The organism is Thioalkalivibrio thiocyanoxidans ARh2 (assembly GCF_000385215.1).
Lineage (GTDB): Bacteria > Pseudomonadota > Gammaproteobacteria > Ectothiorhodospirales > Ectothiorhodospiraceae > Thioalkalivibrio > Thioalkalivibrio thiocyanoxidans.
In genome coordinates, this window is the sequence record NZ_ARQK01000058.1 from 18,743 (window position 1) to 42,176 (window position 23,434).

At 67.1% G+C, this 23,434-nt stretch carries 19 protein-coding genes; 4 read left to right on the top strand and 15 right to left on the bottom strand.

The genetic code is table 11. The features are described from left to right. Window positions 1-45: 45 nt before the first annotated feature. The 13 genes from G372_RS0110620 to leuC all read right to left on the bottom strand — a co-directional run bounded on the left by G372_RS0110620 (window position 46) and on the right by leuC (window position 14,359). On the bottom strand, window positions 46-627 hold the full coding sequence (locus G372_RS0110620; protein WP_019624174.1) for an SPOR domain-containing protein: 582 nt from the start codon (window positions 625-627) through the stop codon (window positions 46-48). A gap of 102 nt (window positions 628-729) precedes the next feature. After that, window positions 730-2,052, bottom strand: coding sequence for a bifunctional folylpolyglutamate synthase/dihydrofolate synthase (locus G372_RS0110625; RefSeq protein WP_019624173.1), 1,323 nt, complete (start codon window positions 2,050-2,052; stop codon window positions 730-732). A gap of 8 nt (window positions 2,053-2,060) precedes the next feature. Next, entirely contained in the window at window positions 2,061-3,017 is a 957-nt protein-coding gene (accD, locus tag G372_RS0110630; protein ID WP_019624172.1) for an acetyl-CoA carboxylase, carboxyltransferase subunit beta, read from the bottom strand. Window positions 3,018-3,052: 35 nt separating this feature from the next. Continuing rightward, window positions 3,053-3,886: a tryptophan synthase subunit alpha gene (gene trpA, locus G372_RS0110635; RefSeq protein WP_019624171.1), complete on the bottom strand. Its 834-nt coding sequence runs from the start codon at window positions 3,884-3,886 to the stop codon at window positions 3,053-3,055. Continuing rightward, window positions 3,883-5,091 (bottom strand): tryptophan synthase subunit beta, encoded by a 1,209-nt coding sequence (gene trpB / locus G372_RS0110640; RefSeq protein WP_018863879.1) that lies wholly within the window; start codon window positions 5,089-5,091, stop codon window positions 3,883-3,885. The genes trpA and trpB overlap by 4 nt, the downstream gene beginning before the upstream one ends. Further along, window positions 5,088-5,717, bottom strand: a complete 630-nt coding sequence (locus tag G372_RS0110645) for a phosphoribosylanthranilate isomerase (RefSeq protein WP_019624170.1) — start codon at window positions 5,715-5,717, stop codon at window positions 5,088-5,090. The genes trpB and G372_RS0110645 overlap by 4 nt, the downstream gene beginning before the upstream one ends. A 69-nt stretch (window positions 5,718-5,786) precedes the next feature. Next, window positions 5,787-6,575, bottom strand: coding sequence for a tRNA pseudouridine(38-40) synthase TruA (truA, locus tag G372_RS0110650; protein WP_026340373.1), 789 nt, complete (start codon window positions 6,573-6,575; stop codon window positions 5,787-5,789). A gap of 76 nt (window positions 6,576-6,651) precedes the next feature. Further along, the gene (locus tag G372_RS0110655; protein WP_019624168.1) at window positions 6,652-7,365 is read right to left on the bottom strand and encodes a hypothetical protein; all 714 of its coding nucleotides are present in this window, start codon (window positions 7,363-7,365) and stop codon (window positions 6,652-6,654) included. 37 nt (window positions 7,366-7,402) lie between these two features. Then, window positions 7,403-9,850 (bottom strand): FimV/HubP family polar landmark protein, encoded by a 2,448-nt coding sequence (locus G372_RS0110660; protein ID WP_483027340.1) that lies wholly within the window; start codon window positions 9,848-9,850, stop codon window positions 7,403-7,405. A 117-nt stretch (window positions 9,851-9,967) separates the two neighbouring features. Beyond that, a complete protein-coding gene (locus G372_RS0110665) occupies window positions 9,968-10,993 on the bottom strand; it encodes an aspartate-semialdehyde dehydrogenase (RefSeq protein WP_018863884.1) in 1,026 nt (341 codons plus the stop codon). A 99-nt stretch (window positions 10,994-11,092) separates the two neighbouring features. Then, window positions 11,093-12,166: a 3-isopropylmalate dehydrogenase gene (gene leuB / locus G372_RS0110670; RefSeq protein ID WP_018875312.1), complete on the bottom strand. Its 1,074-nt coding sequence runs from the start codon at window positions 12,164-12,166 to the stop codon at window positions 11,093-11,095. Between the two features lie 126 nt (window positions 12,167-12,292). After that, window positions 12,293-12,943: a 3-isopropylmalate dehydratase small subunit gene (gene leuD, locus G372_RS0110675; protein ID WP_019624166.1), complete on the bottom strand. Its 651-nt coding sequence runs from the start codon at window positions 12,941-12,943 to the stop codon at window positions 12,293-12,295. Between the two features lie 3 nt (window positions 12,944-12,946). Next, on the bottom strand, window positions 12,947-14,359 hold the full coding sequence (gene leuC / locus G372_RS0110680; RefSeq protein WP_019624165.1) for a 3-isopropylmalate dehydratase large subunit: 1,413 nt from the start codon (window positions 14,357-14,359) through the stop codon (window positions 12,947-12,949). Between the two features lie 273 nt (window positions 14,360-14,632). On the opposite strand from leuC, the gene G372_RS0110685 reads away from it, so the two are divergent. Then, window positions 14,633-15,505 carry a LysR family transcriptional regulator gene (locus tag G372_RS0110685; RefSeq protein ID WP_019624164.1) on the top strand — a complete coding sequence of 291 codons (873 nt, stop codon included), beginning with the start codon at window positions 14,633-14,635 and terminating at the stop codon, window positions 15,503-15,505. Window positions 15,506-15,532: 27 nt separating this feature from the next. On the opposite strand, the gene arsJ is transcribed toward G372_RS0110685, so the two are convergent. After that, entirely contained in the window at window positions 15,533-16,768 is a 1,236-nt protein-coding gene (gene arsJ, locus G372_RS0110690) for an organoarsenical effux MFS transporter ArsJ (RefSeq protein ID WP_018863889.1), read from the bottom strand. A gap of 124 nt (window positions 16,769-16,892) precedes the next feature. Beyond that, complete coding sequence (locus tag G372_RS0110695) at window positions 16,893-17,369, bottom strand: TspO/MBR family protein (RefSeq protein WP_018863890.1); 477 nt, start codon at window positions 17,367-17,369, stop codon at window positions 16,893-16,895. A 158-nt stretch (window positions 17,370-17,527) separates the two neighbouring features. Here G372_RS0110695 and G372_RS0110700 point away from each other — a divergent pair, with 158 nt between their 5' ends. Genes G372_RS0110700 through G372_RS0110710 form a run of 3 tightly spaced genes read left to right on the top strand, consistent with a single transcriptional unit; the run spans window position 17,528 to window position 23,407 of the window. Next, entirely contained in the window at window positions 17,528-18,757 is a 1,230-nt protein-coding gene (locus G372_RS0110700) for an efflux RND transporter periplasmic adaptor subunit (protein ID WP_019624163.1), read from the top strand. Then, window positions 18,754-21,828 (top strand): efflux RND transporter permease subunit, encoded by a 3,075-nt coding sequence (locus tag G372_RS0110705; protein ID WP_019624162.1) that lies wholly within the window; start codon window positions 18,754-18,756, stop codon window positions 21,826-21,828. Before G372_RS0110700 ends, G372_RS0110705 begins: the two co-directional genes overlap by 4 nt. Further along, window positions 21,821-23,407 (top strand): TolC family protein, encoded by a 1,587-nt coding sequence (locus tag G372_RS0110710; protein ID WP_019624161.1) that lies wholly within the window; start codon window positions 21,821-21,823, stop codon window positions 23,405-23,407. The genes G372_RS0110705 and G372_RS0110710 overlap by 8 nt, the downstream gene beginning before the upstream one ends. Window positions 23,408-23,434: the final 27 nt, after the last annotated feature.

Below are 23,434 nucleotides of genomic sequence, written 5' to 3' on the forward strand. Positions count from 1 at the left end.
TCGCGATTCGCAGGCGCTTGCCTGCCTCTCCACAGTCCCGGATGCTCACGGGAAGGTCACCACAATGCCGGTAATGTCGAATTCCTCTTTTAGCTGCTCCCCCAGTTCCTGCGCCTCGTCGCGCTGCGCCACCGGTCCAACCTTGACTCGATAGATGCTGCGCCCTTCAGCCTCCGACTCGTCGATGAACGCCGGCAAGCCGGCCTCGCGCAAGCGCCCCTCCTCCTCGCGCGCATTGTCTCCGTCCCGATAGCTTCCCACCTGGACCGCCCAGCCGGCCTCGATCGCCCTGGACTCCGGCGCGGTTTCCACTGGCTCGGGGGTCGGCCCGTTGTCCATGTCGGCTGCGGTCTCGCGACCCTCCTCGCCGTTCTCCAGCGCATGCAGGTCAGCAATTCGGGTCTCCCCTGCTCCCTCACGGTCGGGTCGCGGAGGCGTTGCCTCGCGTTCGGAAGGAAGCGCGATATCGGGTGCGGCGAAGGTAGGGGCATCGGGGACCGGGTCATCGATACCACTCATGTGTTCGTAGCCCGCGCCATCAAACAGCCACGGGAGAAAGATCACGGCGATCACGATCAGGATCACCGCGCCTGTGAGGCGAAAGCGAATGGGATTATCGGTGGTCATGCCATGTTCGCATTGGGGTCCCGTGCGTCGGGTCTTCCCAGCGACCTTACGCCGCACGCGCCCGCCCGGGCAAGGCGAATGATCCGCTTCAGCCTCGCCATGTCACACGCCTTCCGCTACCGCTGAGCCGGGAAGGGCCTCTCGCAAGGCCGCAGCAGCCAGCTCCGGTGCCTGTTCAAGGACCGCAGCCACCGTGTGAAACGAGCCGAATACGACGCAACGACCCTGTGAACCTGCCAATTCGGCGGCCTGTTTCAAGGCCTGCTGGATATCGCCAGCCGGACGGACCCCGGACTGACCCGCCTGTTCCAGCTCCACGGCCAGATCGGAGGCAGGAAGCGCCCGCGGGAGATCGAGCGGTACGGGGATCCAGATATCGACCAGCCCGATCAGTTCGCCCCACATCGCGCTGCGATCCTTGTCGGCCATCACCGCCACCAGCGCAACGGTCGGCCCTGTCGACGGATTCGCGCGCAGCCAGCGGGCGAGTTCGGCGACCGCCTGGGCGTTGTGCGCCACATCCAGCAGCCATTCGGGCGGGCCACTCAGGCGCTGCAGACGGCCCGGTGGGCGCACCTTCAGGGCCCGCTCCATCGTGGCTGCACTCAACCCGGGGCCCATGCCAAGCGACTCGACCACCGCCAGCGCGGTGGCGGTATTCGCCAGCGCCGCACCACTCAGCCCGCGCGCCAGCGGGACATTCCACTCGACCTGAGCGCCATTCCAGCGCCACACCAGCCGTTGCTGTTCGACCAGCAGGTCAAAATCGCGTCCCAGGCGGACAGTACGGCAACCAAGCGCTCGAGCCTGGTCCAGCACGCTCTGCGGAGGCGACAGCTCCCCGAGCACCACGGGGCGGCCCGCGCGCATGATGCCGGCCTTCTCGCGGCCGATCACCTCGCGCGAATCGCCGAGCCAGGCCTGGTGATCGAGATCCACCGCGGTAATCGCCGCCACACCCGCGTCCCAGATGTTCACGGCATCCAGCCGCCCACCGAGCCCGACCTCCAGCACCTGAACCTCGACCTGGGCCTCGCGGAAGAGCCAGGCCGCCGCCAGGGCCGCGAACTCGAAATAGGTCAGCGAATCGTCACCCCGGGCCCGGTCGATCGCCTCGAATGCCCGGCACAGGTCCGCGTCCGCCGCCGGCGTGCCGTTCAGGCGAATGCGTTCGTTGTACTGGAGCAAATGGGGAGAGGTGAACAGTCCGACCTTCAGACCCTGCGCCTGCAACAGCGCCGCCGTACGCGTGGTGACCGTGCCCTTGCCGTTGGTGCCGGCGACAATGACGGTACGGGGCGTCCCCGGCCCGCGCAGCCCCAGCCGGTCGGCGACCAGGGCGATCCGCTCCAGGGTGAGGTCCATCCCCACCGGGTGCAATCGCTCCTGGAAGGCCAGCCATTCAGCCAGTGTGGCGTAGCGCACGGACGGAATCAGGTAGAGCGCGGGGCGTCCGCCGATTCGCCGGTGTCCTCCGCCCGAATCACTTCCACCTCCGGCTCTACTTCCTCGACCGGAGGCGCCTCGGGGGCGGGGGCCGGCCCGTGGGTCAGCATGCCCAGCACGGAGGCCAGACGACGGCGCATCTCGCCGCGTTCGATGATCATGTCGACCGCACCGTGCTCGAGCAGGAACTCGGACCGCTGGAACCCCTCCGGCAGCGTCTCGCGCACGGTCTGCTGGATCACGCGCGGGCCGGCGAAACCAATCAGGGCGTTGGGCTCCGCCACGTTGATGTCGCCCAGCATCGCCAGGCTGGCCGAAACGCCGCCCATGGTCGGGTCGGTCATCACCGAGACGAACGGGATACGCTCCTCGCGCATCCGCGCCAGCACCGCGCTGGTCTTGGACATCTGCAGCAGCGAGAACAACGCCTCCTGCATCCGCGCCCCGCCGGATGCGCTGAAGCACACCAGCGGGATACGCTGCTCCAGCGCACGGTTGGCGCCACGGACAAAACGCTCGCCCACGGCCGAGCCCATGGACCCGCCCATGAAGCGGAAATCAAAGGCGGAGGCGACCAGCGGACGGCCGATCAGCTGGCCCTGCATGACGACCAGCGCATCGCGTTCGCCGGTCGACTTCTGCGCGGCGACCAGACGGTCCTTGTATTTCTTGGAGTCGCGGAACTTCAGGACATCGGAAGATTCGATCTGGGCAGCGATTTCCTCGCGCCCCTCCTCGTCGAGGAAGGTCTCCAGTCGCCGCCGCGCACTCATCCGGCGGTGATGCCCGCATTTCGGGCAGACATCGAGATTGCGTTCCACCTCGGGGCGATACAGCGTGGCGTCGCAGCCCTCGCAGCGCACCCACAGCCCCTCGGGCACGCCCCGCTTGTTGCTGCTGTCGGTGCGGATGCGCGAAGGCATCAGTCTTTCGAACCAGCTCATCCTCAATCCCTCAGTCCTGCGAGCGCCGCATTCTACTACACCGACGCCTCGACGCCGGACGCGCGCACGCGGTCCATTTCCACGCGCATCCCCGCCACGACCTCGGACGCAGCATGGGCAAATCCGGCCGGGTCGCCGTCGAATTCCTCGGCGAGACGCACGATGGCGCTGCCCACCACCACGGCATCGGCCACGCGCGCGACCCGCCCGGCCGTTTCGGCGTCGCGGATACCAAAACCCACACCCAGCGGCAGATCCGTATGACGCCGAATGGCCTCAAGCCGCTCGGCGATCACCGACGTGTCCAGGGTCTGCGAACCGGTCACGCCCTTGAGCGACACGTAGTAGATGAACCCCCGCGCCGCGCGCGCCACATGGGCGATGCGCTCGTCGGAGGTCGTGGGCGCCACCAGGAAGATCGGCGCGATCTGCGCGTTCTCCAGCAGCCCCGCGACTTCGTCGCATTCCTCGGGCGGCAGATCCACCGTCAGCAGGCCGTCCAGTCCCGCCTCGCGGGCCTTTTCGGCGAAGGTCTCGTAGCCCATCCGCTCGACCGGGTTCAGATAGCCCATCAGTACGACCGGCGTCTCGGTGTCGGTCTTGCGGAACTCGGCCACCATGTCCAGCACATCCCGCAGGCTCGTCCCGTAGCGCAGCGCCCGTTCGCAGGCCTTCTGGATCACCGGCCCATCCGCCATCGGATCGGAGAACGGGACCCCCAGCTCGATCAGGTCCGCACCCGCCTTCACCAGCGCATGCATCAGCGGCACGGTGGCGGCCGGCTCCGGGTCACCCGCGGTCACATAGGGCACCAGGGCGGCGCGCTTCTCCGTTCGCAGCCTGGCAAAACGTTGCTCGATACGGGTCATAGCGTGATTCCTTCGCGTTCCGCCACGGTGTTGAGGTCCTTGTCACCCCGACCGGACAGGTTGACCACAATGCTCTGGTCCGGACGCATGGTCGGGGCCAGCTCCAGGACATGCGCGATGGCGTGGGAGGTCTCGAGTGCCGGAATGATGCCCTCGGTACGGGTCAGCCGATGAAAGCCCTCCAGCGCCTGGTCGTCGGTCACGGCGACATAACGCGCACGGCCGGTGTCCTTCAGCCAGGCGTGTTCCGGCCCCACCCCCGGATAGTCGAGCCCGGCGGAGACCGAGTGGGTCCCGACGATCTGCCCGTGTTCGTCTTCCATCAGGTAGGTGCGATTGCCATGCAGCACGCCCGGCTGCCCGGCACAAAGCGGTGCCGAATGCCGGCCCGACTCGATCCCGGCCCCCGCGGCCTCGACGCCGATCATTTCCACGGACTCGTCATCCAGGAACGGATGGAACAGGCCGATGGCATTCGAACCTCCACCCACGCAGGCGACCAGTGTATCCGGCAGCTTGCCGGTCATCTCCAGGTGCTGCGCCCGCGCCTCGCGGCCGATCACGGCCTGAAAGTCCCGCACCATGGCCGGATACGGATGCGGACCCGCGACGGTACCGATGATGTAGAAGGTGTCGTCGACGTTGGTGACCCAGTCGCGCATGGCCTCGTTCAGGGCATCCTTCAGCGTGCGTGTGCCGGATTTCACCGCCACGACCTCGGCGCCCAGCAGACGCATGCGGAAGACGTTCGGAGTCTGGCGGCGCGTGTCCTCCTCGCCCATGTAGATCACGCACTCCAGTCCCAGGCGAGCGGCCACGGTCGCGGTCGCCACGCCGTGCTGGCCGGCGCCGGTCTCCGCGATGATCCGGGTCTTGCCCAGGCGCTTGGCCAGCAGGGCCTGGCCGATGGTGTTGTTCACCTTATGCGCGCCGGTGTGGTTCAGGTCTTCACGCTTGAAGTACACCTGAGCCCCGCCCAGTTCCCTGGACAGGCGCTCGGCGTGATAGAGCGGATTCGGGCGGCCGACGAACTGCTGCAGGTCATGGTCCAGTTCCGCCATGAAATCGGCATCGCCCATGTACTGCTCGTACGCCTTCTGCAATTCGTCCAGCGCACCCATCAGCGTCTCGGAGACAAAACGTCCGCCATAGGGCCCGAAATGGCCGCGGGCATCCGGGAACGCCGCCCAGTCGATCTTGCTCATTCGTTCACCTCGCATTGGCGCACGGCCTTCACGAAGGCCTCCATGCGCCGTGCATCCTTGATCCCCGGGGCCGATTCCACCCCGGAGCTTACGTCGACCCCGTACGGGCGCAGGTGTCCCAGCGCCTCGCGTACCGAATCCTCGTCCAGTCCCCCGGCCAGCAGCCAGGGCCGGTCCAGCCCCTCGGGCACCGCGCCCCAGTCGAACTGGTGGCCGGACCCACCGCTGCGCCCGGCGCCGTGGCTGTCCAGCAGAAAGCCCTGCGCCTGGGGGTGGGCGTCCATCACCGGCCGCGGATCACCCGCCTCGCTCATCGAAACCGCCTTGAGATAGGGGTACCCAAAACGCGAACATTCCGCTGCCGATTCCTGACCGTGAAACTGCAGGCAGTCCAGGCGCACACCGGCCAGGACCTGCTCGACGCGCACCGGCTCCGGGTCCACGAACAGCCCGACCGTCGTCACGAACGGGGGCAGCGCCGCCGCGATCTCCGCCGCCTGGCCGGGCTCGACACAACGGCGGCTGGGCGGATGGAACACCAGGCCGATCGCGTCGGCCCCGGCACGCGCCGCGGCCACCGCCTGTTCGGGCGTCGTAATCCCGCAAATCTTTACCCGATAGCGCATCCCGCTCCGGCCTCATTCATCAAGCGACAAAGCCTACCAGAAGCGCGGCCCGCGCCCCCTTTCCCGCAATCAGATCGCCCCATTGCCGGGGATCCCCTCCAGCACCGGCCCCTCGGCACTGGGGAGAGCGAACTCGGGCGGGTAGTCGACGTGCACGAAATAAAGCCCCCCGGCCGGGGCCGTGATGCCCGAGACGCGCCGGTCGCGGGCGGCAAGAATTCGCGCGGCCCAGCCCGGCGCCTCGCGCCCGTCCCCGATCGCCAGGAGAACCCCGGCGATGTTGCGCACCATGTGATGCAGGAAGGCATTGGCATGGATATCCAGGATCACGTACGACCCCCGCCGCTGGACTGCAATCGAATGCACTTCCCGGATCGGCGATTTGGCCTGGCATCCGGCAGCCCGCAGGCTGGAAAAGTCGTGCTCGCCCACAAAGGTCTGCGCCGCGTCATGCATCCGCGCAGCATCCAGCGGGCGGCGCCACCAGGCCACCCGGCCCGCCTCCAGTGCGGGACGTACCGGGCGATTCGCGATCACATAGCGATAGCGGCGGCCAAACGCCTTGAAGCGCGCATGGAAGTCGTCATCGACCGGCTCGGCCCAGCGCAGGGCAATCCCGTCCGGCAGGCGACTGTTTACCCCCAGCACCCAGGAATGCCGCTCCCGCACCGCCAAGGTGTCAAAGTGCGCCACCTGAGCCGTGGCATGAACCCCCGCATCCGTGCGTCCCGCGCACGTGAGCTCGACCCGCTGATTGGCCACGAAGCTCAACGCCGCTTCCAGCTGCCCCTGGACGCTGGGCCCGTCCTTCTGCCGCTGCCACCCCAGCAACCCACGCCCGTCGTATTCGATGCCCAGCGCCCAGCGCTGACAAACCGCTTCAGGCACATGGTCTGTGCCCCGCGTTCTGGACGTCTTGCTTGTCATTACCCGTTCACCACCACCAGGCCATCGCGCCGACGGCAACGGCCACTATCCACAACCACACCACCGCTCCCGCACCGCCATGGGGGGGCATACGCCGGCGCCCGGCGGACGCGTCGATCGCTGGTGCCCGAACGTCGCCACTGAGGGCGCGGTCCAGACGCACGATCAACCAGTCACGCGCGCCCTGCAATCGTTCGCGCCACCCGCCACGAAGCATCCCGCGTTCCCGTTCAATGTCGACCCGATCCGACTCGAACAGCGCAAGCGCCAGAAACAGCCGCTGCGCGAACCGCTCGCCCCACGTGCCAAAGCAGCCACCAGGGCCCGCCAGAAACGAAGACAGCGCCCGCACAAGCTCCCCTCGCGAGAAGCGCTCCGTCAGCCAGACCACCAGGACCACCACCAGCGCCAGCGCACCGATGCGCCAGAGCGCCTCGACCAGACCGGACAACGCCGAATCTACTTGTGCGTCGATCGGCCAGACCCCGAAGAACACCAGCAAAGAGAGGTAGAACCATTTCAGGCGCCAGAGCAGGCGCCCGCAGCGGCGCCAGGCAAACGGCCCCACCCAGATCAGCCCGGCGGCCCCCACCAGCACTGCCAGCACCACGACCGGCTTCGCGGTCGCAAGCGAAACCGACACCAGCAAAACGGCCGGGAGCGCCCAGAGGGACGCCGGCCCGGCCGTTTCGCTCTCTATGTCGAACCCCTGCCGCATCATCGCGACAGGATACTGCTTCAGAACACGCGATGGCGGGTCAGGAACCGTCCAGCTGCTGGCGAATCGCCTCCGCCTTCGCCTTCTGCTCGTCAGTACCGGAGGCCGCGACCTCGTCGATCAACTCGCGCGCGCCTTCCTCGTCACCCATATCCGCATAGGCCTGGGCGAGGCTCAGACGCGTCTCGTTATCCTCGTCCGCCCCGACTGGTGCTGCTTCGTCCGCTTCCATCGGCAACTCTTCCGAACCCGGGGCAGACGTGTCGTCTTCACCCAGATCCAGCCCGGGAATGTCGCTGCCCGCTGGCGTCTCTTCGCCACGATCGTCGAGACCTGGCAGATCGCTGTCGTCGATATCGAATGACAGATCGTTCAAATCGTCGACAGTCTCGTCCGCTTTCGCCGGGTCCTCCGGCTCCGCGGCAGCCTGATCGAACGTCTCGTCGATATCGAAGGCCAGACCGGAATCCGACTCGTTCTTCGGGCCGGAGGTCTCGTCGATCTCCTCCGCCCCGACTTCTGCGTCCGGAAGATCCAGACCCGAGAAGTCGATCTCGTTCGGAGTCTCGGTCCTGGCTTCGGACTGCGGCTCGGCTGCCGCACCCAGACCTTCGGCACCACCCGGGGAGCCCACCGGCCCCGAGCGGTCATCCCCGGCCCCTCCAATACGCGACTCCAGCTCGGCCAGCTGGTTGCGGGTTTCCAGATCATCGGCCGGCAGACGGTCGCGCAGGCCGGATGCAGCCTCGCGTGCACCTTCCTCGTTGCCCAGTGCCACGCGCGCCTCGACCAGCTTCAGTCGATACTGGGTGTTGTCCGGATCCCGTTCGATGGCCTGCGTCAGCGTCTCCTCCGCCTGGTCGTTCATGCCGTAGGCCAGGCATACATCCACTTCGGCCAGCACATCGTCCACCGAGGCCTCGCCACTGGAACTGACGACCACGGGCCCGCTCACCGACTCCTCCGGCTCATCGGTGGCCTGCGTGCCCTGATCATCATCCTTGCTCGCTGCGACCCCGGTCGCCACCCCGGCTGCGGCGCCACCGGCGGCTGCCGCCGTGCCGGCACCGGCCACCCCTGAGCGAGCCGCGGCGACTTCACGCGTCTCGTACCCGCTCCGATCAGCGCCCGCGGCGCGCACACCGCTGTTGTCCGCGCGCGGTGGCATCCCGGGGCCACGCTCCTCCACCACGACCTCGCGGCGGCCGCCACGCGCGAACGCCAGCAGGACCAGCAACAGCAGGATCGCCAGCGCAATCGCCATCATCATCAGCAGCGGATCGTTCATGATCCGCTCGTGCAACGGAGCGTTGCGCTCGGCGTCCGCCCGGTCGAGCCGAGCCATCAGTTCATTGCGTTCCGCACGCAGCTGGCTCAGCTGCTCCTCCAGCTCGGCCATGTTCTCGCTCGAAACCTCCGCGAGACGGCCGCGCTCGCCCAGCTCCTCGCGAAGCTCGGAGATCTCGTCGCGCATCCCCTCCATCTCGGCCCGCTGGGACAGCATGGCCTCCTGGAGCAGATCGGGGGACTCGGCGGCAGCCGCCGCGCCCTCATCTGTCTCAGGCAGGAGTTCGGTCACGATCTCCAGCCGGTCGTCGGCCACTGCCGCCTCGTCGTCCTCGTCCGTCGCGGCCACTTCGTCGTCCTCGGGAACGGCTTCATCGTCTTCCGCGACAACCTCGTCTTCTTCCGGGACCGGTTCGACTTCCGGCTCGGCCTCGGCGGTTTCGTCCGGTTCCGGCTCTTCGCGAGCGGCAGTCACCGTGCCGTCGCGCCAGGCCTGCGTCTGCCGCTGGACCTCTTCGCGCGCCTCCGATGCACTGCGCTGTTCGAGTTCGGAACGCGACGGGACCGTCAGTTCGGCACCAGCGCGCAGGCTGTTGATGTTCTGATCGGCAAAGGCGTCCGGGTTGGCCTCGAGGAAGGCGATCATGGCCTGATCGGCCATACCGGCAAGACCCGCACGCTCGACAATGCGATAGAGGGTATCGCCGCTACGCACGGTATAGGACTCGCCCTCGCGCGGCATAGGCGCGTCGCGACGCGCCGGGGCGTCGCGTTCGGTGTCACGCGGGACAGGCGCGGCAGCCTCCGCAGGCATGGTGTCGGGCGGGTCCAGCAACAGGGACACTTCGCGCATCGAACGACCGCCGTCCCAGCGCGCCTCGAGAAGGATGCCTACATACGGTTCGCGCACCGGCTGCCGGGTCGTCAGCACGACCCGGCGATCGGCACCCTCGCCCTGCACCTGGATGTTCAGGTCACTCGGCACACCACCACGGCTCATGCCGGCGCGACGGTATTCACTTTCCGAAGCCTGCCGCACCTGCAGCGAGTCACTGGCCGCGGCACCCCCCCGCAGCGGAATCTCCGCACGCAGGGCCTGATTCAGATGAGATTGCAGGCTGACCTCACCGAAGCTCACCGAGTTCGATGACGCCGGTGCAACCAGCAACAAAAGCAGTAGCCCGAATAGTAACTTGCGCACGCATCCCCCCTGAATGTGCCGCGCGGCCCGTCATCGCCTGGGGCCCTATGACAGCCCCCGCGCCCCCTGGCCACGGTTTGCCGGGTATGAATTTTCCCGGACTTTTACCGGATTAAATCACAGGTAATCCCGGATCAAAACCTCGGCAATCTGGATCGTGTTCAACGCGGCCCCTTTACGCACGTTGTCGGAGACCACCCAGAGATCCAGCCCGCGGGGATGAGAGATGTCCTCACGGATCCGCCCGACGAACACCGCGTCCTTGCCGGAGCCCTCGGTGACGGCGGTCGGGTAGCCCCCGTCCTCGTGCTTGTCCAGCACCGTGATGCCCGGCGCCGCGGAGAGGATCTCGCGCGCTTTCTCGGCGCTGATCTTCTCGCGGGTCTCGATGTGCAGCGCCTCGGAGTGGCCGTAGAACACCGGGATGCGCACGGCGGTCGGGTTCACCAGTATGGACTCGTCGCCCATGATCTTGCGGGTCTCCCAGACCATCTTCATCTCTTCCTTGGTGTAGCCGTTTTCCTGGAAGACGTCGATGTGCGGCAGCGCGTTGAACGCGATCTGCTTGGGATACACATTGCACTCGACCGGGCGGCCGTTCAGCAGCGCGGCCGTCTGGTGGGCCAGTTCCTCGATCGCATCCTTGCCGGTCCCGGAGACGGCCTGGTACGTCGCGACGTTGATGCGCTCGATACCGACCGCGTCGTGCAGCGGCTTCAGCGCCACCAGCATCTGGATGGTGGAGCAGTTCGGGTTCGCGATGATCCCGTGGCGGGTGTAGTCCCCCACCGCGTCCGGGTTGACCTCCGGCACCACCAGCGGGATTTCCGGGTCGTAGCGAAACTGCGAGGTGTTGTCGATCACCACGCAGCCGGCCGCGGCCGCCTTCGGCGCGTACTCCGCCGACACCGAGGCCCCCGGCGAGAACAGTCCGATCTGCACAGTGGAGAAATCGAAGGTGGCCAGGTCCTCGACCTCCAGCTCGCGATTGCCAAAGGCGACCGTCTTGCCCGCCGAGCGTGCACTGGCCAGCGCATGCACCTTGCCCAGCGGCAGGTCGCGCTCCGCCAGGATGGAGAGCAGGGTCTCGCCGACGGCGCCGGTTGCACCCACCACGGCCACGTCAAACTTGCGGTCACTCATCGTTCATTCCCGGTTTAAGTTCTAACTGCAAAATACTGATCCGTTGAAACATTCGTAGGATGCGTTGAGCGCAGCGAAACGCATCATTGGCTACAACGCCTAGCCCTCCAGCGCAGCCACCAGGGCATCACCCATCCCCTGGGTGCCCACCAGCGTCATGCCCTCACCAAAGATGTCCGGCGTGCGCAGCCCCTGATCCAGCACCCGCCCCACAGCCTGCTCTATGCGCTCGGCCAGGTCATTACGATTCAGGCTGTGGCGCAAGAGCATCGCGACCGACAGCACGGTCGCCATCGGATTGGCCTTGCCCTGCCCGGCGATATCCGGCGCGGAGCCGTGGATCGGCTCGTACAGACCGACCCCCTCGCTGTTCAGCGAGGCCGAGGGCAGCATGCCGATGGACCCGGTCAGCATGGCCGCGGCATCGGACAGGATGTCGCCGAACATGTTGCCGGTGACCATCACGTCGAACTGCTTCGGGTCACGCACCAGCTGCATGGCCGCGTTGTCCACATACATATGAGACAGCTCGACCTCGGGGAATTCCTTCCCGACGCGCTCGACCACCTCGCGCCACAGCTCCGAGACCTCGAGCACATTGGCCTTGTCCACCGAGCACAGGCGCTTGCCGCGCTTCATCGCGGACTCGAAACCAACCCGCGCGATGCGTTCGATCTCCGATTCGCTGTAGGCGGCGGTATTGAAGCCATAGCGCTCGCCATTGCGCTCCTCGATCCCGCGCGGCTGGCCGAAGTAGATCCCGCCGGTCAGCTCGCGCACGATCAGGATATCCAGCCCGCTGACGACCTCCGGCTTCAGCGTGGAGGCCGAGGCCAGCTGCGGATACAGGATCGCCGGGCGCAGGTTTGCGAACAGCCCCAGGTCCGAACGGATGCCCAGCAGTCCGCGCTCCGGGCGCAGGTCACGCTCCAGCGACTCGTACTGCGGGCCGCCGACCGCGCCGAGCAGGATTGCGTCGGCGCGGCGGGCCGCCTCGCGGGTGGCCTCCGGATACGGGTGCCCGGCCGCATCGTGCGCCGCGCCCCCGATCAGCCCCTGCTCGATCTCCAGATCCAGGCCGCCGATCTCGCCCACACGCTCCAGCACCTTCAGCGCCTCGGCCACGATCTCGGGCCCGATCCCGTCCCCGGGCAATACCAGAATTCGGCTCACAAACCTCTCCTAACCATCAGATCAATCGAATTTCTTTTCTACCTGTAGGAGGCCAGCCCTCTGGCCGATTGGGCCTATCGTGGCGCCCGATCGCCGAGAAGGCTCGGCTCCTACAAGGGGCACCATTCAGCCCTGCGAGTGCTCCGCCATCCAGGGCCATTCGCTCCGCTGGCGCTCTTCATAGGCACGAATGTCATCGGCGTACTGCAGCGTCAGCGCAATGTCATCCAGGCCGTTCAGCAGGCGGTGGCGGCGATCCTCATCGAGCGTGAAACGGAACACGGTACCGTCCGGTGCCGCTACGGTCATCTCTTCCAGGCTCACCTCGACCTGCGCGCCCGGGTTCGCCTCGACCTGCTCGAACAGTGCCTGCACCTCGTCCTCGGCCAGCACCACCGGCAGCAGCCCGTTCTTGCAGCTGTTGGAGAAGAAGATGTCCGCGAATGACGGCGCGATCACCGCGCGAAAGCCGAAGTCGGTCAGCGCCCACACCGCGTGTTCGCGCGAGGAGCCGCAGCCGAAGTTCTTGCGCGCCAGCAGCATGCTCGCCTGGTCGAACGGCGCCTGGTTGAGCACGAAATCCGGGTTGATCCGGCGCTGGGAGCTGTCCATGCCGGGCTCGCCCGGGTCCAGGTAGCGCCAGTCGTCGAAGGCGTTGGGCCCGAAGCCCGTGCGCTTGACCGACTTCAGGTACTGCTTCGGGATAATCGCGTCGGTATCGACATTGGAGCGGTCCAGCGGCGCGACAATCCCCTTGTGTACGGTAAAAGCCTGCATCGCTTACGCCTCCTTCAGTGCCGACGGTTCGACAAAGTGCCCGGCCACGGCGGCCGCGGCGGCCAGCGCCGGACTGACCAGATGGGTACGCCCGCCCTGTCCCTGACGGCCCTCGAAGTTGCGGTTCGAGGTCGAGGCGCAGCGCTCGCCCGGCTCCAGCCGGTCCGCGTTCATCGCCAGGCACATGGAACACCCCGGCTCGCGCCACTCGAAGCCGGCATCCAGAAAGATCCGGTCCAGCCCTTCCTGCTCCGCCTGCTGCTTCACCAGCCCGGACCCTGGTACCACCAGCGCCAGCTTGATGTTGTCGGCCTTTTTGCGGCCCTTGACCACCTCGGCGGCGGCGCGCAGGTCCTCGATCCGTGAGTTCGTACAGGAGCCGATGAAGACCTTGTCCGGACGAATCTCGGTCATCGGCGTGTTCGGCTGCAGGTCCATGTACTCCAGCGCGCGCTTCATGCCCTCGGCACGCACCGGATCAGACTCGGCCGCCGGATCCGGCACGCGGCCATCGATCGGCGCGACCATCTCCGGCGAGGTGCCCCAGCTCACCTGCGGGGCAATCTCGGCGGCATCCATCTCCACCACCGCGTCGAACTCGGCATCCGGGTCGGAGACCAGCGTGCGCCAGTACTCCGCCGCCTTGTCAAACAGCTCGCCGCTCGGCGCCTGCGGCTTGCCGCGCACATACTCGATGGTCTTCTCGTCCACCGCGACCATGCCCGCGCGGGCCCCGGCCTCGATGGACATGTTGCAGATGCTCATGCGCCCCTCAAGCGACAGGCTCTGGATCGCCGAGCCGGCAAACTCGATCGCGTAGCCGGTGCCGCCGGCGGTGCCGATGCGGCCGATGATCGCCAGCACCACATCCTTGGCGGTCACGCCCGGGCGCAGCTCGCCCTCCACGCGGATCTGCATGGCCTTGGTCTTCTTCTGCCACAGGCACTGCGTGGCCAGGACATGCTCGACTTCGGAGGTGCCGATGCCGAAGGCCAGCGCGCCCAGCGCGCCGTGGGTGGAGGTGTGCGAGTCGCCGCAGACGACCGTCATGCCCGGCAGGGTCGCGCCCTGCTCGGGACCGATCACATGCACGATGCCCTGGCGTACATCGGCCATCGGGAAGAACTTCAGCCCCAGGCTCGTGACGTTGGTCTCCAGCGTCTCCACCTGGGTGCGCGAGACCGGATCCGCGATGCCCTTGTCCCGGTCGGCGGTGGGTACATTGTGGTCCGGCACGGCCAGCACGGAATCCCCGCGCCAGGGCTTACGCCCGGCCAGACGCAGACCCTCGAAGGCCTGCGGGCTGGTCACCTCGTGCACCAGGTGGCGGTCGATGTAGAGCAGCGTCGAGCCATCCGGCTCCTCGCGCACCACATGCGCCTCCCACAGCTTGTCGTACAGTGTCTTGCCTGCCATTACCTGCTCCCGCGGCGGCGCCGCGATGTTCCAGCCATGTTTTCGATGCGCTTCGCCCCCCTGTAGGAGGCCAGCCCTCTGGCCGATTGGCCCCGACGTCGAATCGGCCAGAGGGCTGGCCTCCTACAGACGAGCGGGATCACCAGATTGCCAGTCTGCGGCCGCCCTTCCATTCTTTCAAATCCGATTTATTATCTTTAGTATTCCATTTAGTTATGGATTCCGATCCGGCACCGTATCAATCAGCCGGTCATTATCCCACGGAGGCGGCAGATGCGCCCGGAACAGCTCAGCATCGAGTCCCTGCAGGCCTTCGTGGCGGTAGTCGATACCGGCGCCTTCTCCGCTGCGGCCGAGCGGCTGCACCTGACCCAGCCGGCGATCAGCAAGCGCATCCAGTCGCTGGAGGCCACCTTGCAACGCCCCCTGTTCGAACGTCAGGGGCGCCGCGTGCGGCCCACAGAGGTCGCCGAACGCCTGCTGCCCGAGGCACGCGAGATCCTGGCCCGCCTGCACGCGATCGAGCAGCAGGTGGCGGACCTCGACCAGGTCGTTCGCGGACGCATCCGCCTGGCCACCTCGCACCACATCGCCCTGCACCGCCTGCCCGCGCCGCTGGCCGCTCTGCGCATCCGTTACCCCGAGCTGGAGCTGGAACTCGCGTTCATGGATTCCGAGGCCGGCATCGAAGCGGTCATGCACGGTGACGCCGATCTGGCCCTGGCCACACTGCCCGGCGACCTGCCAAAGGACGCCGAGGCGCACACCGTCTGGACCGACGAACTGGTCCCGATGATCGCCCGTGGCCGCGCCCAGGATGCCCCGCTGGAAACACTGCAACGGCTGCACGACTGGCCGGCGATCCTGCCACCGGTGGACTCCACCACCCGTCGCCAGATCGATCAGGCCCTGGCCGCACAGGGCCTGCACCCCACCGCGGCGCAGGAGAGCCCGTACCTGGAGGTCATCCGCATGATGATCGCCGCCGGCCTCGGGATCGGCTTCCTCCCCCGCACCATGGCCACCGACGAACTGGCCATCCTCGAATGGCCCGCCCCACCCATCACCCGCCAGCTCGGCTGGGTGCGCCACGCGGACCGCTACCGTTCCCGCACCCTCGAGGCAGTCATCGAGGGATTACAGTGATTTGAAGACTGAAAGTGAACCCTCTTCTCAAGCCCGGGCGGGCTCCCGAGGGAGTAGGGAGGAGATCATCCAGGTGGCGAAGATGAACAGTGTGGATGCGATCAGCGTGCCCTCCAGGCCCCAGAACATGAAGATGGCACCGGAGGCGATGGTGCCGACGAGACGCCCACCGGCGTTGGCCATGTAATAGAAGCCGACCTTCATCGCGACCCGATCGCTCTCCGCATAGTCGAGGATCAGGAACGAATGCACGGCGGAGTTGATCGCAAATACCACCCCGAACACGCCCAGTCCGACCATCAGCACCCAGCCCGGGTCCAGTCCCGTCTCCAGGCCGATCACGATCCCGATGGGCAGCAGCATCAGGATGAAGGCCCACAGGCGTGCGGTCAGACCGGTCGGGTGCAGCCCGCCGCGCCCCAGCAGCCGCGGCACCGAGGCCTGCACGATGCCGTAGCCGATCACCCACAGCGCCAGAAACGCCCCCACCTGCATGTGGTTCCAGTCCAGCGTCGCGCTCAGGAACACCGGCAGGGCCACCACGAACCAGACATCGCGCGCGCCGAACAGGAAGAACCGCGCGGCCGAGAGCACGTTGATCGCGGCGGAATTGGAAAACATCTGGGTGAATTTCGGCTTGCCGCCCATCTTCCCCAGCCCGCGTGGCAGGCCGACGATGGAGAACAGCATCACCACGGCCAGCATCCCGGCCAGGATCACCAGCGCCATCTGGAACCCGACCGAGTACAGCAGCGCCCCGCCGACGAAGAAGCCGACCCCCTTCAGCGCATTCTTCGAGCCGGTGAGTACCGCCACCCAGCGAAACAGCCGCCCCTCCCCGTCGCCGGCGACCAGCTTCACCCCGGACTTCGCACTCATCTTGTTCAGGTCCTTGGCGATGCCCGAAACGGCCTGCGCGAACATCACGTAGGCCACGCCCAGCCAGGCCTCCGGCACCGTGAGCATCAACAGGGCCGCGACCTGTAGCAGGGTCCCGGCGATCATGGTCGTGTTCACCCCCAGCCGTGCCGCCAGCCAGCCGCCGGTCAGGTTGGTGATCACCCCGAACAGCTCGTAGAACAGGAACAGGAACGCGATTTCTAGCGGGCTGTAGCCCAGCTGGTGGAAGAACAGCACGACCAGCATTCGGATCGCGCCGTCGGTGACGGTAAACGCCCAGTAGTTCGCGGTGATGCGCGCATACGCGCTCAGTCCCAGCGTGGGCGGGCTGCCCGGGTCTGGCTGTCCGGATACGCTGCTCATCCTGCTCTCGGACACATCGTTACCATTTGCCGATAGGGGTGGTGCCCTCGCGGCCGAACCACACCCCCATGGCGCGGTCCCGCGAAAGCGCGCGTCAGGATACCGGGTCCATGTGACGCTCGCGTTAATTGAGGACAACGATCGCCGCGTTCAGGTAGATCGCAAAGCCCACCCACAGCAGGTACGGCAGCAACAGCGCGCTCGCGATCCGGTCGTGACGCCAGAAGGCGATCAGAGTCGCCAGGATCAGCGGCCAGAGAATCAGGATCTCGATCAATGCCAGATCGGGCCTTTGCATACCGAAGAACAGCACGGACCAGCCCAGATTCAGCACCAGCTGGGCGAGGAACAGTCCTATCGCGACCGGCGCCCCCGCGAAGCCGACGCGACGCCATACCCGCCAGACGGCCACGGCCATCAGCGCAAACAGTATCGTCCAGACCGGACCGAATACGGCGTCGGGTGGATTAAGTGCCGGACGCTCCAGCGTCTGGTACCAGTCCTGCACCGACAGGCTGGTGGCATACCCGCCCGCGGAGGCCACCAGGAACACCAGGGCCACCCAGCCCACCAGCCCGACCCCATCCCTTGTATTGATCATCGGTCCTCCTCTCACGCCTCGCGCACCGCTGCTTGTTGACACCTGCCCGAGTATTTTGAACCGAAATAGGCAAAATGAACGAGGTTCATGCGGGATTCAGCGGCTTGGGGCACACTCGCAGCATATCGTGATCCCGCTCACCAATTCTGAGCCCCCGCATGCCCAAAGCCTCCACCGTAATCACGCTGATCCTGTTTCTCCTGGCGGGCGGCGTACTGGCCTGGCTCGTCTGGGGCACCGATGACGATCAGGCCACCTCCACGCGAGCTGGCGGCGGCGAAACGCGGCCCGTGGCCGTCGCCGTGGCTACCGTTCAGCCGCAGGACCTGGTGGAACGTCGCCGCTTCACCGGCAGTATCGAGGGTGCCGATCGCATCGTGATTACACCGCGCGTCGGGGGCCGCGTGGCCGAGGTCTTCGTGAACCTGGGCGACCGAGTCGAACCGGGTGACCCCCTGCTACAGCTGGATACCGAGGAATTCGAGCAGGACGTCACGCAGGCCGAGGCCGAGCTGGAAGTGGCCGAAGCCAGCCTGGCGGAGGCCGTCGCCAGCCGTAACGCCGCCCAGCGCGACCTGCAGCGCACCCGCGAATTGCGCGACCAGGGGATCGCCTCGCGCTCGGAGCTGGAGGCCGCCGAGACCGAACTCGCCCTGGCACAGACCCGCGTGGCGCTTGCCGAGTCCCAGATTCGACAACGCCGCTCTGCCCTGCGCACCCGCGAGATCCAGCTGGGCTACACGCGTATCGACGCCGACCCGGGCAGCACCACCCGCTGGGTGGCCGAACGCCTGGTTGACCCCGGCTCGGTGATCAGCGCCAACGAACCCGCGCTGGCACTCGTCACACTGCAGCCGGTCCGCGCGATTCTGGCAGTCACCGAAGCGGACTATTCGCGGATCTCGCGCGGCCAGGAAGTGACCGTGCGCACCTCCTCGTACCCCGACGAGTTATTCGAAGGCACCATCACACGGATCTCCCCGGAGTTTCGCCCGGGTTCGCGCCAGGCACGAATCGAGGTCGAAGTACCGAACGACGATGAACGCCTGCGGCCCGGGATGTTTGTCGAAACCGCGATCACTCTCGGCCAGCGCTCGGACACGCTGGCGATACCGCGGGACGCCATCATCCAGCGCGAGGCGGGTCCCACCCTGTTCAGCGTAGACCGTAGCGGCGAACGGCCAGAGGCTCGCCGCCACATGGCCGTTACCGGCGTGCGTGACGGCAACTGGATCGAGCTGCTGGAACCCGAGTTGCCCGAGGGCACCGAGGTGGTGGTGCTGGGGCAACACCTGCTCGCCGATGGCACCCCGCTGCGCCTGACCGATCCGCGCAGTGTGCCCGGCGCGGACTTCGCCCCGGACCTGTCAGAGACCGAAGAGCCGTGAATCCGGCTCGACTTACCGTCCACCGCCCCGTGCTGACCAGCATGGTGGCCCTGATCGTGGTGATCCTGGGCCTGACCGCGCTGACCCGCCTGCCCGTCGACCTGCTGCCCGATATCACCTATCCGGTGGTCACGGTGATGACCTCCTACCCCAACGCCGGGGCCGAGGAGGTCGAGCAACTGGTGACCCGCCCAGTGGAACAGGCCGCGGCCGCAATCACCGGGGCCCAGGAGATCCGTTCCACTTCGGCCGAAGGCAACAGCAATGTACGCGTCAACTTTGCCTGGGGCACGGATGTCCGCCAGGCCGTTGATGACCTGCGCGATCGTCTGGCGCGTATTGAAGGTCAGCTGCCGGATGGGGCGGATCGGCCCCTGGTGCGCCAGTTCGACACCCAGGACTCGCCCATCATGCGCCTGGGCGTCGGGTCGCAGCTCGATGCCATTCACCTGCGCACCCTGATCGACAACCGCATTGCGCCGCGCCTGGAGCGCATCCCCGGCGTAGCCGCGGTGGACACGTTTGGCGGGCTGGAAAGAGAAGTGCGCGTGGAGGTCGATCCAGACCGGATACAGGCGATCGACCTGGGGCTGGATGACCTGCGCAACCGCATCCGCGATGCCAACGTGATCACCCCCGGCGGCCCGATCATGGACGGTCGCCGTGAGTACCGCCTGCGCACGCCGGCCGAGTTCCGCTCGGTGGGCGAGATACGCGATACCGTGGTCCAGCGCAGCGAGGATGGCGTGACCTACCTGCACCAGGTCGCCGAGGTCCGTGATACGCACCAGCGCGTCACCCGCCGTTTCCGGGTCAACCAGGAAGAAGGCGTCCAGCTGGCCGTGCGCAAACTGGCGGACGCCAATACGGTCGAGGTCTCCGAGGCGGTGCATGCCGAACTGGTCCGGCTCAACCGCGATTTCCCACAGATCGACATCCGTGCCGTGACCGACGAGGCCGGATTCATCCGCAGCTCCATCACCAATGTCGGGCAGGCGATCCTGTACGGGAGCGCGCTGGCCGTTCTGGTACTGCTCGTCTTTCTGCGCAACATCCGCTACACGCTGGTGGCGGCCACCGCGATCCCGCTCGCGGTCATATCGACGTTCGGGCTGGTCTACTTCGGCGGACAGTCGCTCAACCTGATGACCATGGGCGGCATCGCACTGGGCGTGGGCCTGATGGTCGACAACGCGATCGTGGTGATCGAGAGCATCGCCCGAAGGCGGGAGGAGCACGCGGAGCAAGGAGCTATCGGGGCCGCCATCAGCGGTACCGGCCGCGTGGCGCCCGCGATCATCGCCAGCACGTTGACCACCGTGGCCATCTTCCTGCCGCTGTTCTTCGCCCAGGAACTGGCCGGGCAGCTCTTCAAGCCGCTCGCCGCCGTCGTGGCCTTTGCCCTCGCCGCCTCGCTGATCGTGGCCCTGACGGTGGTGCCGATGCTGATGGCGCGCGCCCCGATGCCCAGGGGCGACACCAGTGCCCTCGCCCGCATGGAGCTGCGTTACCAAGGCCTGCTGCGCGGCACACTGGCCCATCCCTGGATGGTGATCGGCATGAGTGCCTTGCTGATGGTCATCGCACTCGCCGGCCTGCGCGGCGTTGGTACCGAATTCCTGCCCGCCACCGACGAGGGCGAGCTGCGCGTCCATGTCTCCATGGAGCCCGGGACGCCGCTGGACGAACTGTACTCCACGATGGCCGGCCTGGAAGAGGTCATCCGCGACGAGGTGCCGGAGCTCCAGAACCTGGTGTCCAGCTCCGGCGCCTCCGCCTTCCGTGCGTCGTCGCCCGCCTCCGGCAACATGCGCGTGATGGTCGGCTCGCGCGACAGTCGCAGCCGTTCTTCCGAGGAGATTGCCGTTGCCCTGCGCGAGGCCCTGGGCAGCCCGCCCGGAACCGAGATCCGGGTGCGCGCCTCCAGCAGCATCTTCTTCCGCGGGTTCGGGCGCGGCGATGACGAGGAGCGCCTGTCGGTCGAGGTACGCGGTTTCGAGCTGTCGACCATGAATGCGGTGCTGGAGCGCTTCGAGGAGGCGCTGGCCGATGTCCCCGGCATTACCGACACGCGGGTGGGGGCCGATGGCGGCCAGCCCGAATTCGCCACCCGCATCCATCGTGACCGCGCCGCCGACCTCGGCGTAGATGTGCGCACCATTGCCCAGACGCTGGAGACTGCGCTGGGGGGCTCCAGTGCCGGACAGCTGCGCGCGGGGGGCGACGAGACCCGCATATGGGTGCAGCTTCGCGACGCGGACCAGAGCTCGCTGGACGACCTGCTCAACCTGACCGTGCGTAGCGAGGACGGCGAACGCGTCGCCTTGCGCAGCCTGATTTCATTCGACACCGAGATCGGGCCCGACAGCATCGAACGACGTGAACAGGCCCGCGTACGGACGCTGTTCATCAATCTGGGGGACCGTTCGCTGGGCGAAGTCGCGGCCTCGGTCCGCGAGGCCCTGGCAGACATCCCGCTGCCCGAGGAGATCGACTACTCCGTCACGGGCGATATCGAAGAACAGGAAGCCGCATTCTCGGAACTGCTGCTGGGTACGATGCTGGCCACCCTGCTGGTGTACATGGTCATGGCCAGCCTGTACGAATCCCTGCGCGACCCCCTGATTGTGATGTTCTCGATCCCGCTGGCGATCATCGGGGTCACCGGCGCGCTGATCGTCACCGACACCACGCTCAACGTGCAGTCGCTGATCGGCGTGCTGCTGCTGGTCGGCATTGTGGTGAACAATGCGATCCTGCTGGTGGACCGCATGGCCCGACGACACCGTGACGACGGCATGGACCTGCGCGAGGCAGTCGTGGCTGCAGCCGGCGAGCGCCTGCGCCCCATCCTGATGACCACGCTCACCACGATACTGGCCCTCTCGCCCCTGGCCATCGGCATGGGCGACGGCGGTGAGGCCCAAGCGCCGATGGCACGGGTAGTGATCGGCGGGCTGCTGTCGTCTACCCTGATCACCCTGGTGCTGATCCCGACGCTCTACCTGCTGTTCCACCGTCGCGGCGAGCGGCCACAGCCCGTCTACCGAGTCGGAACCGAAGATGCCTAGCCTGTACCGAGTCGCGCTGCCACTGCTGGCTTCGCTGGCCCTGGCCATTCCCGCCGCGGCAGACGAAGACGAGCCGACAGGCAACGGGTTGCGCCTTTCACTGCCGGCCGAGCAGCTGATGGCGATCGATCCGTTCGCCCGCGAGCCGGTCGGTGAGGAGACGCTCTCGCTGGAAGAAGCCGTGGCGCGGGCACTGGAAGGCAACCGTGGCCTGCGCGCCGAACGCCTGCAGACCGCGATCGCGGGTACCTTCGAGGCACAGGAGCGCGCCGTGTTCGACCCCGAGCTGTTCGCCGAGGTCGAGGTCAGCCGGGACCAGAGCGTGCGCCTGCTGGAAGAGGCCGAAGAAGATACCGACGAGGTCACCTCGACCCAGCGCTTCGGCGAGGCGGGCGTTCGTCAGTCGCTCCCGACGGGTACCGACCTGAGCCTGTCCGTACGCAGCCAGCGCGCCAGCAGTTCGCGGGTCGACCAGACTCAGTTTTCCTCGCGCGCCGGCCTGACGCTGACTCAGGCCCTTCTGCGCGGGGGCCGGATCGAGTCCAATCTCGTGCGCCTGCAGCAGGCCGGGCTGGACGTCGAGGCCACCGAGTACGAGGTGCGCGCCTTCGTCGAGCAGCTGATCACCGACGTCGAGACGGCCTACTGGGACCTGGTGCTCGCCGGCGAGCAGATCGAAATCTTCGAGGAGGCCCTGGCGGTCGCCAGCCAGCAACTGGACGAGACGCAACGCCGCATCGATGCCGGTGATCGGCCGGAGACCGAGGCCGTATCCGCACGCGCCGAGGTCGCTCTGCGTCGCCAGGGGCTGATCGATGCCCGCAGCGAGCGCGCCCGCGCCCAGGACACCCTGGCGCGCCTGCTCCAGGGCGACGGGGGCCTGTGGGACACGCGGCTGCTGACCAGCTCCGAACCGGCGCTGGACCGGTACGAGATCGAGCCGCTCGATACCTACGTGGCGCTGGCGCGCGATCACCGCGCGGACTTGAACGAGACCCGCCTGCGAGTTCAGCGCGACGAGCTGGAGGTCATCCGCACCCGCAACGGACTCCTCCCCCGGCTGGACTTCTTCGTCACGCTGGGGCAATCGGGCTATGCGGACAGCTTCGGGCGTACCTTCCGCGACACCCAGGGCGACGGCTACGACCTCGCCGCGGGGCTGCGCTTCGAGATGCCGATCGGCAACCGTGCCGCCGAGGCGGAGCACACGCGCGCCCGCCTTACACGGCAGCAGATCGCCGAGACCCTGGCCAATCTGGAACAGCTGGCGATCGAAGACGTGCGCTCGGTCTGGTTCGACGCCGCCCGCGTGCGCGAGCAGATCCGCGCGCAGGAAGAGACCATCGAGCTGCAGGAGGAACTCCTGCGAGTCGAACAGACCCGATTCCGGGTCGGAGCCGGCACAGCACTGGCCGTGGCGCAGGCCCAGCGCGACCTGCTGGAAAGCCGCCTGCGCCTGACCGAGACGGTTGTGCGGTTTCGCCAGCTGAGCACCGAACTGCTGAACGCGAGCGGGACGCTACTGCTGCACCGCGGGATCGACGCACCGGGCTCTGAACGCGTGGACCTGCGCATGTAATTTCGGAGGGGCGCCTCTCCCGGGCCT

What these genes read in the sequence shown, in the direction of transcription:
- G372_RS0110685 (WP_019624164.1), top strand. Translation starts at nt 14,633, where the DNA reads ATGCGCCCGGAACAGCTCAGCATCGAGTCCCTGCAGGCCTTCGTGGCG.
- trpA (WP_019624171.1), bottom strand. Translation starts at nt 3,886, where the DNA reads ATGACCCGTATCGAGCAACGTTTTGCCAGGCTGCGAACGGAGAAGCGC.
- G372_RS0110695 (WP_018863890.1), bottom strand. Translation starts at nt 17,369, where the DNA reads ATGATCAATACAAGGGATGGGGTCGGGCTGGTGGGCTGGGTGGCCCTG.
- trpB (WP_018863879.1), bottom strand. Translation starts at nt 5,091, where the DNA reads ATGAGCAAGATCGACTGGGCGGCGTTCCCGGATGCCCGCGGCCATTTC.
- leuC (WP_019624165.1), bottom strand. Translation starts at nt 14,359, where the DNA reads ATGGCAGGCAAGACACTGTACGACAAGCTGTGGGAGGCGCATGTGGTG.
- G372_RS0110620 (WP_019624174.1), bottom strand. Translation starts at nt 627, where the DNA reads ATGACCACCGATAATCCCATTCGCTTTCGCCTCACAGGCGCGGTGATC.
- G372_RS0110655 (WP_019624168.1), bottom strand. Translation starts at nt 7,365, where the DNA reads ATGATGCGGCAGGGGTTCGACATAGAGAGCGAAACGGCCGGGCCGGCG.
- G372_RS0110665 (WP_018863884.1), bottom strand. Translation starts at nt 10,993, where the DNA reads ATGAGTGACCGCAAGTTTGACGTGGCCGTGGTGGGTGCAACCGGCGCC.
- G372_RS0110710 (WP_019624161.1), top strand. Translation starts at nt 21,821, where the DNA reads ATGCCTAGCCTGTACCGAGTCGCGCTGCCACTGCTGGCTTCGCTGGCC.
- arsJ (WP_018863889.1), bottom strand. Translation starts at nt 16,768, where the DNA reads ATGAGCAGCGTATCCGGACAGCCAGACCCGGGCAGCCCGCCCACGCTG.
- accD (WP_019624172.1), bottom strand. Translation starts at nt 3,017, where the DNA reads ATGAGCTGGTTCGAAAGACTGATGCCTTCGCGCATCCGCACCGACAGC.
- G372_RS0110645 (WP_019624170.1), bottom strand. Translation starts at nt 5,717, where the DNA reads ATGCGCTATCGGGTAAAGATTTGCGGGATTACGACGCCCGAACAGGCG.
- G372_RS0110700 (WP_019624163.1), top strand. Translation starts at nt 17,528, where the DNA reads ATGCCCAAAGCCTCCACCGTAATCACGCTGATCCTGTTTCTCCTGGCG.
- leuD (WP_019624166.1), bottom strand. Translation starts at nt 12,943, where the DNA reads ATGCAGGCTTTTACCGTACACAAGGGGATTGTCGCGCCGCTGGACCGC.